General features: G+C 59.4%; 13 protein-coding genes and 1 tRNA gene. 7 read left to right on the top strand and 7 right to left on the bottom strand.

Annotated features, from left to right (window positions below):
* The first annotated feature begins 45 nt into the window (after window positions 1–45).
* The 7 genes from ACR0AO_RS01040 to ACR0AO_RS01010 all read left to right on the top strand — a co-directional run bounded on the left by ACR0AO_RS01040 (window position 46) and on the right by ACR0AO_RS01010 (window position 7,184).
* Window positions 46–1,212: an alpha-hydroxy acid oxidase gene (locus tag ACR0AO_RS01040; RefSeq protein WP_480598856.1), complete on the top strand. Its 1,167-nt coding sequence runs from the start codon at window positions 46–48 to the stop codon at window positions 1,210–1,212.
* Window positions 1,209–1,910 carry a hypothetical protein gene (locus ACR0AO_RS01035; protein ID WP_480600808.1) on the top strand — a complete coding sequence of 234 codons (702 nt, stop codon included), beginning with the start codon at window positions 1,209–1,211 and terminating at the stop codon, window positions 1,908–1,910. Before ACR0AO_RS01040 ends, ACR0AO_RS01035 begins: the two co-directional genes overlap by 4 nt.
* A gap of 128 nt (window positions 1,911–2,038) precedes the next feature.
* The gene (locus tag ACR0AO_RS01030; protein WP_480598854.1) at window positions 2,039–2,683 is read left to right on the top strand and encodes a 50S ribosomal protein L25/general stress protein Ctc; all 645 of its coding nucleotides are present in this window, start codon (window positions 2,039–2,041) and stop codon (window positions 2,681–2,683) included.
* A 166-nt stretch (window positions 2,684–2,849) separates the two neighbouring features.
* Window positions 2,850–4,769 carry a DUF3604 domain-containing protein gene (locus tag ACR0AO_RS01025; RefSeq protein WP_480598852.1) on the top strand — a complete coding sequence of 640 codons (1,920 nt, stop codon included), beginning with the start codon at window positions 2,850–2,852 and terminating at the stop codon, window positions 4,767–4,769.
* Window positions 4,770–4,866: 97 nt separating this feature from the next.
* Window positions 4,867–5,553: an aminoacyl-tRNA hydrolase gene (gene pth / locus ACR0AO_RS01020; protein WP_480598850.1), complete on the top strand. Its 687-nt coding sequence runs from the start codon at window positions 4,867–4,869 to the stop codon at window positions 5,551–5,553.
* Window positions 5,554–5,633: 80 nt separating this feature from the next.
* Window positions 5,634–6,797 carry a serine hydrolase domain-containing protein gene (locus ACR0AO_RS01015; RefSeq protein ID WP_480598848.1) on the top strand — a complete coding sequence of 388 codons (1,164 nt, stop codon included), beginning with the start codon at window positions 5,634–5,636 and terminating at the stop codon, window positions 6,795–6,797.
* Between the two features lie 9 nt (window positions 6,798–6,806).
* On the top strand, window positions 6,807–7,184 hold the full coding sequence (locus tag ACR0AO_RS01010; RefSeq protein ID WP_480598845.1) for a DUF2237 family protein: 378 nt from the start codon (window positions 6,807–6,809) through the stop codon (window positions 7,182–7,184).
* A gap of 52 nt (window positions 7,185–7,236) precedes the next feature.
* Here ACR0AO_RS01010 and ACR0AO_RS01005 read toward each other — a convergent pair whose 3' ends face one another.
* From ACR0AO_RS01005 to rpsA, 7 genes are all read right to left on the bottom strand, one after another.
* Window positions 7,237–8,382 carry a slipin family protein gene (locus ACR0AO_RS01005; RefSeq protein ID WP_480598842.1) on the bottom strand — a complete coding sequence of 382 codons (1,146 nt, stop codon included), beginning with the start codon at window positions 8,380–8,382 and terminating at the stop codon, window positions 7,237–7,239.
* 402 nt (window positions 8,383–8,784) lie between these two features.
* Window positions 8,785–8,858, bottom strand: a tRNA-Arg gene (locus tag ACR0AO_RS01000).
* A 365-nt stretch (window positions 8,859–9,223) separates the two neighbouring features.
* Complete coding sequence (gene trpB / locus ACR0AO_RS00995; RefSeq protein ID WP_480598840.1) at window positions 9,224–10,471, bottom strand: tryptophan synthase subunit beta; 1,248 nt, start codon at window positions 10,469–10,471, stop codon at window positions 9,224–9,226.
* Between the two features lie 339 nt (window positions 10,472–10,810).
* Window positions 10,811–11,458 carry a phosphoribosylanthranilate isomerase gene (locus ACR0AO_RS00990; protein ID WP_480598838.1) on the bottom strand — a complete coding sequence of 216 codons (648 nt, stop codon included), beginning with the start codon at window positions 11,456–11,458 and terminating at the stop codon, window positions 10,811–10,813.
* Between the two features lie 9 nt (window positions 11,459–11,467).
* Window positions 11,468–11,818, bottom strand: coding sequence for a lipopolysaccharide assembly protein LapA domain-containing protein (locus ACR0AO_RS00985; RefSeq protein ID WP_480600805.1), 351 nt, complete (start codon window positions 11,816–11,818; stop codon window positions 11,468–11,470).
* 7 nt (window positions 11,819–11,825) lie between these two features.
* A complete protein-coding gene (gene ihfB, locus ACR0AO_RS00980) occupies window positions 11,826–12,110 on the bottom strand; it encodes an integration host factor subunit beta (RefSeq protein WP_480598836.1) in 285 nt (94 codons plus the stop codon).
* A gap of 271 nt (window positions 12,111–12,381) precedes the next feature.
* Complete coding sequence (rpsA, locus tag ACR0AO_RS00975; RefSeq protein WP_480598834.1) at window positions 12,382–14,082, bottom strand: 30S ribosomal protein S1; 1,701 nt, start codon at window positions 14,080–14,082, stop codon at window positions 12,382–12,384.
* Between the last annotated feature and the right edge of the window lie 106 nt (window positions 14,083–14,188).

Below are 14,188 nucleotides of genomic sequence, written 5' to 3'. Positions count from 1 at the left end.
GCAAGATTGGTAAAAACATTTTACCGCTTTTCGGAGGCCGGATTGATGCCTGTCATCACCAACATCGAAGACCTCAAACGCATCTATGAACGGCGCGTGCCGCGCATGTTCTATGACTATGCCGAAAGCGGCAGCTGGACCGAGCAGACCTTTCGCGAAAACAGCTCGGATTTCGAACAGATCCGGCTGCGTCAACGAGTGGCGGTCGATATGTCGGGCCGCTCCACCGCGTCGCAGATGATCGGGCAGGATGTGGCGATGCCTGTCGCCCTGGCCCCGGTGGGCCTGACCGGCATGCAGCATGCCGACGGCGAGATAAAGGCCGCCCGGGCAGCGGAGGAGTTCGGCGTGCCCTTTACCCTGTCCACCATGTCGATCAACTCGATCGAGGATGTGGCCGAAAGCACCTCGAATCCTTTTTGGTTCCAGCTTTATACGATGAAGGACGAAGACTTTATCCGCCGTCTGATCCAGCGGGCCAAGGATGCCGGCTGCACGGCGCTCGTGATCACGCTGGACCTGCAAATCCAGGGTCAGCGCCATAAGGATCTGAAAAACGGCCTGTCGGCGCCGCCAAAGCTGACCGCCAAGACCATCGCGAACCTGATGACCAAATGGGCCTGGGGGATCGAAATGCTGGGCGCGACACGCCGCGAGTTCGGCAATGTCGTGGGCCACGTGCAGGGAATTTCCGACGCCTCGTCGCTGGGTGCGTGGACGGCGGAACAGTTCGACCCGAGTCTCGACTGGGGCAAGGTCGAAAAACTGATGGAACAATGGGGCGGAAAAGTAATCCTGAAAGGCATCCTGGATGCCCATGACGCCAGGATGGCCGCAAAGCTTGGGGCTGACGCCATCGTCGTGTCGAACCATGGCGGGCGGCAACTGGACGGCGCGCTGAGTTCGATCCGGGTGCTGCCCGAGATCATGGATGCAGTCGGTGGCGATATCGAGGTTCACCTCGACAGCGGCATTCGCTCGGGGCAGGACGTGCTCAAGGCGCTGGCGCTGGGGGCCAGCGGAACGTATATCGGGCGTGCCTTTGTCTATGGTCTGGGTGCGATGGGCCAAAAGGGGGTGACCACTGCGCTGGAAGTCATCCACAAGGAACTGGACACCACAATTGCGCTGTGCGGCGAGAAATCCGTATCCGCGCTCGGGCGCCACAACCTGCTGGTCCCCGAGGATTTCGGAGGTCGTTGGCAGACGTGACGGGATGGTGCGCCGGTCACGATTTTGACAATCCGGACAAACCGCAGGATAGTCGCCAAAAATCCACAAGGCCGCCTGTCCTGCAAGTCTATCTGAAACAGAACCTCGCGTTTCTCGCGGTGCCGAAAACCGGTACGACCGCCATCGAGGCGGCGCTCAGACCGCATGCAGACATTGTCTTTGCGAATCTGCGCAAACATACAACTGCCGCGCAGTTTCAAAACTGTGTCGCGCCGTTTCTTCACCGCTTTGGCGGAGCCCGGCCCGAAATCGTAGCGGTGATGCGCCATCCGGTCGAATACCTCCGAAGCTGGTATCGCTACCGGTCTCGCTTGACGGACCCCGAAAACCCCAGAACCCTCGGGAACGTCAGCTTCGATGCCTTCGCAAGCGGCGTCACGCAAAACCCGCAACCCGCCTTTGCCGCGATCCGCAGCCAGACCCACTATCTGATGCTCAAGGATGAAAGCATCCCCATCCACCACTTGTTCGACTATGACGAGCATGACCGGATTCAGGCGTTTTTCTCTGAGCGGTTTCAGGAGGATTTCGAATTTCCCATCCGCAACGTCTCGCCCTATGTCCCGACGCCGTTGTCGGAGGAGGTCGAACAGAATCTGCGCACAGTTCAAGCCCGGGATTTCGAACTGTTCGAGCGGCTGCGGGAGGCCGGGGGATATTTGCGCCCCCTGGGGTGAACTTGCCCCCAAATCTGCGGCTTGCGATACGATTCGCCCTTTTCAAACCGCCCAATCCGCTGTATGGGCAGCGCTTCACGCGGGGTGACAGCCTTGGAGGCACCCTGCCCTAACATTGGAGATTTATCATGGCTGGTGAGATTCCTGATCTCGAAGCTCTGGAACGGACGGGGACAGGCAAGGGCGCCGCTCGTCAGGCACGCCGCGACGGCATGGTTCCGGGCATTGTGTTTGGTGGCGACAAAGAGCCCCTGCCGATCAACATCCCGTTCAACAAGCTGTTGAAGATGCTGAAAGCGGGCCGCTTCAAATCGACCCTGTTCAACCTGAAGGTCGAAGGCCACGACGACGTGCGCGTGATTTGCCGCGACGTTCAGCGCGACGTTGTCAAGGATCTGCCGACGCATCTCGACCTGATGCGCCTGCGCCGGACCACCAAGATCAACCTGTTCATCCCGGTTGAGTTCATCAACGAAGGCGAGGCACCCGGCATCAAAAAGGGCGGCGTTCTGACCGTTGTCCGCCCCGAAGTCGAACTGGTCTGCACCGCCGGTGACATCCCGGAAAAGATCACCGTCGATCTGACCGGCCTGAACATCAACGACGTCGTCACCATTTCGTCCGTCGACCTGCCTGACGGCACCAAGCCGACCATCGACCGTGACTTCGTGATCGCCAACGTCTCGGCACCTACGGGTCTGTCGACGGAAGATGATGAAGAAGAAGAAGAAGTCGCAGCCGATGAAGTTGAAGTAATCGGCGCCGAAGAATAATTCCGGACACGATGTTCCGGAGTTTGAAACGGGGTTCCTTCGGGGCCCCGTTTTTCGTTTCACAGGTACCAATTCGAGAAATTGATTGTGAAATGTGATAGGCTCGCGGTCAGTGGCGGAATCTCACAGCCAATTGACCATCAGTATTTCTTTGGAGCCAGTGATCATGACCCATTCAATCAGATTTTCTGCGGCCGTATTTGTAGCCATTGGCGGCCTGACACACAGCGGGGCAGGATTTGCGCAGGTTCAGGATACTTTGCCCAGCAAAGAAGAGGTCGCGCAGCGGTTCACCCGGGACCATTTTTCTCCTTATGCCGGTCGGGATTTTCCGACCCGACCCTACTGGGGCGATACGCATCTGCATACCGAAGTGTCCGTGGATGCGGGCACAATGACCCGTTTGAGTCAGGAAGACGCCTTTAGATTCGCGCGGGGCGAGCAGGTCACGACCACCCACGGGCTTCAGGCCAAACTTTCGCGGCCTCTGGATTGGCTGGTGATCTCGGACCACGCCGAGATGTACGGTTTGATGCCGCAACTGTTGGGTGGCGATCCGAATGTCCTGTCCACGAAACAGGGCAGAATCTGGTACGATGCACTGACCAGCGGCGATAACGATGTGGTTTTCGCCACCGCGATGGAAATCGTCGCGTCGCTGTCCGGCGACGAACCGCCCATCGACAACCCGACAGCCATCAAGGACGCTTGGCAAGCCTATACCTCCCTGGCCGATGACTATAATGAGCCGGGCGTCTTTACCGCGCTCATCGGGTATGAATGGACTTCTGAAGGTGGCGACAATATCCATCGCAACGTGATTTTCCGCGACGGTGCCGACAAGGCCGGTCAGGTGCTGCCGTTCTCGCAATTCGACAGCAAGAACCCCGAAGATTTGTGGGCCCATCTGGCAGATTACGAAAACCGGACGGGCGCCGACGTGCTGGCCATCCCGCACAACGGAAACCTTTCGAACGGACGCCTGTTTTCCGTTTCGAACTTTGATGGATCGCCATTGACCGAGGAGCTTGCGGCGCTGCGCGCGCGTTTCGAGCCGGTCATCGAAACAACACAGATCAAAGGCGACAGCGAGGCGCATCCCTTCCTCAGCCCGGATGACGAGTTTGCGGATTTCGATACCTGGGATGCATCGAACCTGAACGGGACCGAGGCCAAGACCAAAGACATGCTTCAGTACGAATACTCGCGCGAGGCCCTGAAAACCGGCCTGATGCTTGAGGAACAGTTGGGCGTCAATCCATATAAGGTCGGGCAGATCGGTTCCTCGGACGCTCATACCGGGATGGCGGCCGTCGAAGAGGACAACTTTTTCGGCAAGCACTCAGGCGTTGAGCCCGAGCCGGGCCGCTGGGAACATCTGGTGATCGAAGCCCCTGATCCGGAGTTCTCGATTTACGGCTGGAAACAGGCTTCTGGCGGTTATGCCGCCGTCTGGGCGACTGAAAACACGCGCGAAGCGATTTTTGACGCGCTGGAACGCCGCGAGGTTTATGGCACCACCGGATCTCGCATCATGGTCAGGTTTTTCGGAGGATGGGATTTCACCGAAGACGACGCACTTTCCCGTCTGCCTGCCGATCTGGGATATGCCAAGGGCGTACCGATGGGTGCGGACCTGCCCGCCAGAAACGGCGATGGGGCGCCCAATTTTCTGATTGCGGCGCTCAAGGATCCCTACAGCGGCAACCTGGACCGGGTGCAGGTCATCAAGGGATGGCTGAACGCGGACGGGACGCGCGGCGAAAAAGTCTATGACGTGGCCTGGGGCGGTGACCGCACACCCGGAGCGGACGGCAAGCTGCCCCCGGTCGGCAACACCGTGGATATCGAGAATGCGACCTGGACCAATAGCATCGGCGCACCCGAACTGATCTCCTATTGGCAGGATCCCGATTTCGATCCGTCCCAGCGGGCGTTCTATTATGTCCGGGTAATCGAAATTCCCACACCGCGCTGGACCGCGTACGAAGCCAAAAGATTCGGTGTCCAAATGGACTCCGAAGTGCCGATGACGACGACCGAACGCGCCTATACCTCGCCCATATGGTACACGCCGGGGAACTGACATGCCTGTTGCTTATTCTCGGTATGGCGCGGGTGGATTTCCCCGCCGTTTCCGGGCATGACAAGGCCAGTCAGACCATCGCGCGCGGAGCTACGTTATGAAACTTTTTGTCGGGCTGGGAAATCCGGGTCAGAAATATGCCCGGAACCGCCACAATATCGGTTTCATGGCCGTGGACCGCATTGCCGGGGATTATGGTTTTGGGCCCTGGAAATCGAAGTTTCAGGGTCAGATCGCCGAGGGGCGGCTGGGTTCCGAAAAGGTCATTCTGATCAAACCCGAAACCTTCATGAACCGCTCCGGTCAGTCGGTCGGCGAGGCCATGCGATTCTACAAGCTGGAATCGACGGATGTGACCGTGTTGCATGACGAACTGGACCTTGCCCCCGGCAAAGTCCGCGTCAAGGCAGGCGGCGGACATGCCGGTCACAATGGGTTGCGTTCGATCCACGATCATATCGGGGCCGCTTACGACCGGGTCCGGCTGGGCATCGGGCACCCGGGTCGCAAGGAACTGGTTTCGGGCTATGTCCTGCACGATTTCGCCAAGGCAGATCAGGACTGGCTGGAGGAGGTTCTGCGCGGCGTATCGGACGGCGCGCCCTATCTGGCAAGCGGAGAAGGCGGAAAGTTCATGAATGCGGTGTCCCTGCGCACTGCACCGCCCCGATCGTCAACGACGCCCAAGACCAGGGCCGATGCACCGAAACAAGCCGAACCACCCACCGAAAGGCAGGCCGAAGCGTTGTCTCCGATGCAGAGGCTGTTGAACAAATTCAAATAAATTTTACCCTGCTTCCGCGCAATAGTAATTGCCTCCTGCCTTGAGAAGCGTTGCAATAGCTGCCCGAGAGAGGATTCGAAATGCGCAGTTTGGCGCGATGGCTGGGCCGCATTTTGCTGGCGCTCATTCTGGCGGCGGCGGTTGTGGGCTTTTGGAAACGGGAAGAAATTCAGCGGCTCATGGCCGTGAATTCACTGTTTTCCGAGGATAGGATCGTCGACAATTTCTCTCACATGGATGCCGCCTTTCTGACGGCCCCCTTGTCACGTGGAAACGGACCTACAGCCGAGTTGCCTCCTGGGCCGGCCTATGAACTACCTGAGGGGGCGGATGCCTGGATTGACGAACGGGCCGTCACCTCGTTGCTGGTGTTGCATGATGGCGAAGTGCGTTTTGAAGAATACTATCTTGGCACCGGCCCCGAGGATCGCCGCATTTCCTGGTCCATCGCCAAAAGCTATCTGTCAGCACTGTTCGGTATTCTGCTGGATGAGGGCGCGATTGACTCGATCGACGATCCGGTCACGAAATATGCGCCCGGCCTGATCGGCACGGCCTATGATGGGGCGACGATCCGCAATGTTCTGAACATGGCCAGCGGCGTCACGTTTGACGAGGATTATCTGGACAACAGCTCGGACATCAACAGGATGGGACGTGTCGTGGCCTTGGGCGGCACATTAGACGATTTCACCGTCAGCTTCACCGAGCGCTTTGCGGAACCGGGCGAGGTCTGGCAATACGTGTCCATCGACACCCATGTCATCGGCATGGTGATCCGGGGCGCGACGGGGCGCAGCGTCGCCGAGCTGATGGCGGAAAAGATCGTCGCCCCGCTGGGCCTGGACCAGGACGGGTATTACATCACGGATGGTGTTGGCACTGCCTTTGTCCTAGGCGGGCTGAATTTCACCACACGCGATTTCGCGCGGTTCGGTCTGATGATCCTGCGAAAGGGGAACTTCAACGGCCAACAGATCGTGCCAGCCGATTGGGTCAAAAAGTCGACCGCCGCGACAGCGCCCACAGCGCCCGGAGAAATGGGGTACGGATATCAGTGGAGGATCCCGGTGGGGGCGCAAGACGGCGAGTTTTTCGGGCGCGGAGTATATGGGCAATATCTCTATATCGATCAGGCCCGCGATGTCGTAATCGTCGCCACCGGAGCCGACCGCAAGTTCCGCGAAACGGGCGTGAATGCAAAGAATATCGAAATGTTCCGCAAGATCGCTCAAAGCCTGTAAACTGGGGGCATGATAAAAAGCGACAGCATCAACGTTCTCGACGGCCATCTGGCCCCCTGCTCGGCAAACCCGCTCACGGGGTTCTTCAGGGACGGCGCCTGCAATACCTGCGCCGAAGATCACGGCAGCCACACGGTTTGCGCGGTGATGACCGCCGAGTTTCTGGCCTATTCCAAATATGTCGGAAACGACCTGAGCACGCCCCGGCCCGAGTTTCACTTTCCCGGGTTGAAACCGGGTGACCGGTGGTGCCTGTGCGCTGCGCGGTTCCTGCAGGCCCATGACGAAGGATGCGCGCCCAAGGTCAATCTGGAGGCCACGCATAAGCGCGCGCTGGAAATCGTGCCCTTGCGGATTCTGATTCAGCACCGCGCACCGGCACAGTAAGGAAAATGGGCCGGCCCGGCGTCAACCGGATCGGCCCGTCTTGTTCCGGGGATCACTCCCGCAGGTTCACAAGGCCGGTCAGCAGACCTTCGGTGCCGTTGTGGACCGTCAGCCGTTCGACCTTGCCCGCGATGGTTTCCAGCGCCTCAAGTTCCTTGAGCCGCAGCATCACCGGGTTTTCCGCCATCACCTTGGCGGTGTTCAGCAGCGACCGCGTGGCGTTGGTTTCCTCCCGCCGCCGGATCACGTTGGCCTCGGCCTGTTTTTCGGCCGCGACCACGGCAGTCAGGATTTCCCGCATCTCGCCGGGCAGAATCACGTCTTTCAGCGCGATCTCGCCCACCTCGATGCCGATCCCGGCCATCTGAACCCGCACCCGTTCCGCCGCCTCGGCGTCAACGGCCACTTTCTCGGCCAGCAGCCGGTCAAGCGTCAGCGCGCCCAGCGTTTTCCGGAAGGCCAGTTGCAGCGCCCGGTGCAGAGCCTGGTCGAAATCCTTGACCGCCCCCACCGCCTTGACAGGATCGATAACCCGGAAATCGGCGCTGAGGTTGATCCGGATCGTGACCCGGTCTTTGGTCAGAATCTCCTGCCCGGTCACCTCGTGGGTCCGCTGCCGCAGGTCGATCTGTTTGACCAATACCGACCGTCCCACGTTCCAGAAGGCATGTGCCCCCGGGGCGAGTTGCCCGTTCAGAACGCCATCGACAATCAACAATCCGGTATGCCCCTCAGCCACCTCGACCCGCGTCAGGATCGTGCCCAGCCCGGTCCGCACCAACCGCTGCATCACCGATTTCGGCACATCCAGCGACTTGGACAGAGTATGGGTTTCGCTGGCCCACGGCCCCGCATCGTTCCAGACGACTGTCCGGGTTTCAGGCGGCATTGCCCGAACCGGTTTGCCATCCCGCGACAGGATCACAACCTCGTCCGGACCTGCCCGAAACTCGGTCAGATGCGCGGCGGCCAGGTTGGGCCGGTTCCGCATCAGCGAATGCTCGTAGGGTGACACGAAAAAGAGTTGCTCCAGATCGTGCCGCTCGATCAGTACATCCTTGCGCGGCAGCCGGTGTTTCCCAGCCCCCAGGATTGCATCGAACATCCCGTTGCGCAGCACCAGCACCCGCTGCGTTTCGGTCAGGGTCAGCCGCCGGTGACCGGTCAACCGGTCGATCAGATCTTGGATCAGTGTCATAGTTTCAACTCCTTTTCGTCTCGCCTATCGTCGTCGCAAAAGCGAACTCCTTTTTCGTGTTTACAAAGGGTTGCACCCGGTATGGGTGGCAGGTGTGAGGCCTTCCTTCGAAGGCGGGAAGATCCGGACGCCCCTCCGCGCCATGGCCACCGGCGGGAAGCGTGGAGAGAGGGGCACGGAACAGATACGCCGCCGGACCACCTGAATTGGCCTTGCGGGGTATCGGCGCGGCGACACCGTCATCCACCCTCCGGCCCATGACCAGAGCAGCGAAGGCTCCTGCCCGCCGGGCACAGCCCGGCAGCGCGCGGCGCCCGCCCTGCTGGGAGACGCCCGGACCCATGTGATTTGGACCGCTTTCGCGGGCCGGCTTAATTGGCCGGTGCTGACCTGACAGCGTTTTGTCAAATGGCGGGATTCGAACCCGCTCCCCATCGATTCGCAGTCGATTGCTCTACCCAATGAGCTACATTTGCGGCTTTGGAAGGAATCGAACCTTCGCGCACGGACAAGAAATCCGTTGCTCTGACCTGTTGAGCTACAAAGCAAACCAATCCCCGGTTTCGGCCCTGGCATACGGGTCTGGCAGCGCCGCCCGCACCGGGAGAGTGATCACCTCTGCCCGTTAGGGTCCTATCCGTCTTGATCGGTGAAAGGGGGTTTAGGCCAAAGCTCGGGATTCGCTCAATAAATTTTTGATAGCGCTAAAATACCCTGTGTTCTGCGCGCAACAAAATTACCCCCTTGCGCAATATTCGAAAAGAAACAGGGGAAAACAAGAGTGGCGCGGTCCGTTTGCCCGCGCCACCCTTGGCAGAAATTTCAAAAACCGTCCGGTCGATCAATCGGCGTCACGGCCCTCGGTATCGGACATATCAAAACCCAGATATTTGGCGACGGTGAAGATGTCCTTGTCGCCCCTGCCGCACATATTCATGCAGATAAGGTGATCCTTCGGCAGATCGGGCGCAATCTTGATCACGTGACCCAAAGCGTGGCTGGGTTCGAGCGCGGGAATGATGCCCTCGGTGGCGCAGCAAAGCTGGAACGCATCCAGCGCCTCTTTGTCGGTGATCGAAACATATTGGGCGCGGCCCACCTCGTGCAGCCAGGAATGTTCGGGCCCGATTCCGGGATAGTCGAGACCCGCCGAAATTGAATAGCCTTCCAGGATCTGACCGTCGTCATCCTGCAGCAGATAGGTGCGGTTGCCGTGCAGAACACCCGGGCGGCCGCCGGTCAGCGAGGCGCAATGCTCCATCTTTTCGTTGACGCCCTTACCGCCAGCCTCGACACCGATGATGTTGACGGATTTATCGTCGAGGAAGGGGTAGAACAGGCCCATCGCATTCGACCCCCCGCCGATGGCGGCAATGATCGTGTCGGGCAGGCGGCCCTCGGCCCTGTGCATCTGCTCCTTGGCTTCCTTGCCGATGATCGACTGGAAATCGCGCACCATCGCCGGATAGGGATGCGGGCCGGCTACGGTTCCGATGCAATAGAACGTGTCGCGCACATTGGTCACCCAATCGCGCAGCGCGTCGTTCATTGCGTCCTTCAGCGTCCCCCGGCCCGAGGTCACCGGGATCACTTCGGCACCCAAAAGGCGCATCCGGAATACGTTCGGAGCCTGACGCTGCACGTCATGGGCCCCCATATAGACCACGCATTTCAGGCCGAACTTGGCGCAGACGGTCGCGGTGGCCACGCCATGCTGCCCGGCCCCGGTCTCGGCGATGATCCGGGTCTTGCCCATCCGACGCGCCAGAATGATCTGGCCCAGCACGTTGTTGATCTTGTGCGCACCGGTGTGGTTCAGTTCGTCGCGCTTCAGATAGATTTTCGCCCCACCCAAATGCTCGGTCAGGCGCTCGGCAAAATAGAGCGGTGAAGGCCTGCCGACATAATTCGCCCAAAGATCGTCCATCTCGGCCCAGAAGGTGGGATCGTCCTTGGCCTTTTCGTATTCCTCCTCCAGCGACAGGATCAGCGGCATCAGGGTTTCGCTGACGAACCGCCCGCCAAAAATACCGAAGCGGCCATTTTCGTCCGGACCGGACATGAAGGAATTGAAAAGATCATTTGCCATGCGTCGCGCCCTCTGTTGGGTTTTACCTGTCCTAGTGCGCCAACGCGGCGAGGGCAAGCCAAGGCATTTCGAAATGCCTTGGAAATCGCGGTTTGAGAACCGTGTTCAAAGCCGCTTGCAAGCGGCTCGGATAAGGGCTTTCGAAAGACCTTGTCGGCGCAGGATTCGGGTTGGATTGTCGTTGCAGAAAATCACAAAATGGCGGCCATTTTCCACAGCCTGAAATCTGCGCCGCATCGCTTCTGCCAATCCAAAGACCTGCGAAAGCCAGACCCCAGGGGTCAGATGTTCGAGTAGCCTGGACATGCCATACCGTTGCGCAGTCTGGTTAAATCCGGGTTAGCGATGGGCCGCTTCGACGAACGCGCGGATGCGCTCTGCATCTTTGATGCCCGGAGCTGATTCGACGCCGGAAGAAACATCAACCTGCCGCGCCCCCGTCATCCGCACCGCCTCGCCCACATTGTCCGGCGACAGCCCGCCTGCCAGCATCCAGGGCCGCCGCCAATACTTGCGCCCCGCCAGTAACCGCCAATCGAACGCCAGACCGTTGCCACCGGGCAAAACCGCATTCTTGGGAGGTTTGGCATCGATCAGCAACTGGTCCGCCACATCGGAATAGAGATCGATCTGCGTCAGATCCGCTTCGTCCGCAATGCCCACGGCTTTCATGACCGGCAGACCATATCTGGCTTTGACCTGCGCCACCCTCTCGGGGCTTTCCTTGCCGTGCAGCTGCAACATGTCGAGCGGTACGGCCTCAGTGATCCGGTCCAGTTCCTCATCCGAAGCATTGACGGTCAATGCCACCTTGGCCACGCCGGCCGGTACGTCTGCCGCGAGCCGGGCCGCAGTTTGAACATCCAGATGACGCGGAGATTTCTGGAAAAACACGAACCCGACATAGCGCGCACCAGCCGCAACCGCCGCCTGCACGTGCTCAGGCGCGGTGAGGCCGCAGATTTTCACACTGACTTGGTCGGACATGAATGAGCTTTAACCGGTCTCATCCAACAGGGCCAGAACTTCGTCCTTGCCTTCATTCTTCTGTTTCTTGAGCTTTGAGACCTCGCGCTCAAGCTTGCGCACTTCGCGATGTTTCACATCGGCCTGGCGGCGATGCTTGTGCTCCCGCAGCCATTCCCAGATGAATCCGATCACCAGCCCGGCAATGACCCCACCCAGAACCACAAGAAACAGAGGCAGGGACACAGAATAGTTGAAGCCCAGAAGATCAGCCAGATCGTCAGGCATCAGTTTCAAGTCCACAGAGGCCCGATTGGCCAGCGACACAGAGACCAGTATGATCCCGAGTGCGGCCAGAAAGGCATAGCGAATGTAACGCATCATGTGTTCAGGCTTTTCCGTTCAATCGATCCCGCAGCAGCTTGCCGGTCTTGAAAAACGGCACATGCTTTTCTTCCACTTGCACAGTTTCACCGGTTCTGGGATTGCGACCAATCCGCGCGTCCCGCTTTTTGACCGAAAACGCGCCAAAACCACGCAGCTCGACCCGGTCGCCGCGCGCCATGGCGTCGGTAACTTCATCGAATATGGTATTCACGATCCGCTCCACATCCCGCTGATAGAGATGCGGATTTTCATCGGCGATTTTCTGAATCAATTCGGAACGGATCATTCGGACTACCCTCCCAGGCCACGGGTTGTTCTGTTCTATTAGGTTGGGAGTATAGGAAAAAATCCGGGTCGGGGGAACGTAAACTCTTTGCCCGGTTGCCTTATTTTGGCATCCCGGAACGCGATTTTTTGCCATCGACACGGAATTTCCCGCCGAATCCCCGGACATCGGGCCTTTGCACTTGCAGAAACCGAACCTATTGATTCGCAACAAAAACGGCCCCGCGCAAACACGCGGGGCCGATATTTGTTCAGCGCAAGGCGCAGATGGTTCAGTCGCCGGATTTCAGCGCCGCACCCAGGATATCGCCCAGCGACGCGCCCGAGTCGGACGAACCGTACTGTTCCACGGCCTCTTTCTCTTCGGCGATTTCACGCGCCTTGATCGACAGACCCAGACGGCGGGTCTTGCTGTCGACATTGGTGACGCGAACATCAACCTTGTCACCGGTCGAGAAACGCTCGGGGCGCTGCTCGGAACGGTCGCGCGACAGGTCCGAACGGCGAATGAAGGATTTCATGCCTTCGTATTCCACCTCGATGCCGCCATCCTCGATCGCGGTCACTTCGACGGTGATGACCGAACCACGCTTCACGCCACCCACGGCTTCGGCGAACTTGTCGCCGCCCAGGGCTTTGATCGACAGCGAGATACGCTCTTTCTCGACGTCAACTTCCGAGACGACCGCCTGAACGACGTCGCCCTTGCGGTAGTTCTGGATCGCATCCTCGCCACGCTCGTCCCAGCTGAGGTCGCTGAGGTGAACCATGCCGTCGATGTCGCCATCGAGGCCAATGAACAGGCCGAACTCGGTGATGTTCTTGACTTCGCCTTCGACCTGTGTGCCCTCGGGGTGGGTTTCCGCAAAAACTTCCCACGGGTTGCGCATGGTCTGCTTGAGGCCCAGGGACACGCGGCGCTTGGCACCGTCGATTTCCAGAACCATGACGTCGACTTCCTGGCTGGTCGAAACGATCTTGCCGGGGTGGACGTTTTTCTTGGTCCAGGACATCTCGGACACGTGCACCAGACCTTCGACACCGGCTTCCAGCTCGACGAACGCGCCGTAATCGGTGATGTTGGTGACGCGGCCTTTGTGCACCGAACCCAGCGGGTATTTGGCGCCGACCAGATCCCACGGATCTTCCTGCAGCTGCTTCATGCCCAGGCTGATGCGGTGGGTTTCCTTGTTGATCTTGATGACCTGAACCTTGATGGTTTCGCCGATCGACAGGATCTCGGACGGGTGGTTCACACGGCGCCATGCCATGTCGGTGACGTGCAGCAGGCCGTCAACGCCGCCCAGGTCAACGAATGCACCGTATTCGGTGATGTTCTTGACCACGCCGTCGACATTGTCGCCCTCGGCCAGCTTGCCGATGACCTCGGCGCGCTGTTCAGCACGCGATTCTTCCAGGATGGCGCGGCGCGAGACAACGATGTTGCCGCGGCGGCGGTCCATTTTCAGGATCTGGAACGGCTGCTTCAGACCCATCAGCGGACCAGCGTCGCGCACAGGGCGGACATCAACCTGCGAGCCGGGCAGGAACGCAACTGCGCCACCCAGATCGACGGTGAAACCACCTTTGACGCGGCCAAAGATTGCACCTTCGACGCGCTGGTCGTCGGCATATGCTTTTTCCAGACGGTCCCATGCCTCTTCACGGCGGGCCATCTCGCGCGAGATGACGGCTTCGCCGCGGGCGTTTTCGGCGGCGCGCAGGTAGACTTCGACCTCGTCGCCAACAGCGATTTCAGGGGCTTCGCCGGGATTTGCGAATTCTTTCAGCTCAACGCGGCCTTCCATTTTGTAGCCTACGTCGATGATGGCCTGGCCCGCTTCGATCGCGATGACCTTGCCTTTGACAACGGAACCCTCTTCGGGCGTGTCCATTTCGAAGCTTTCGTTCAGGAGGGCTTCGAATTCCTCCATGGTTGCATTGGCCATGTGGCGTTGTTTTCCTTTTTTCATCGATTTTTCTGGCCGAGCGGTTGTCTCCGCCGGTCTTGGAGTTGGTCAGGCGACCCGGGTTCGTGCCATAAAACAAAGAGGGCCGGTAGTGCCCGACCCTGCTCGT

The organism is Ruegeria sp. AF8 (assembly GCF_056541825.1).
Note: the sequence above shows the minus strand (reverse complement) of the source record. Positions and strands in the feature narration are given on the sequence as shown.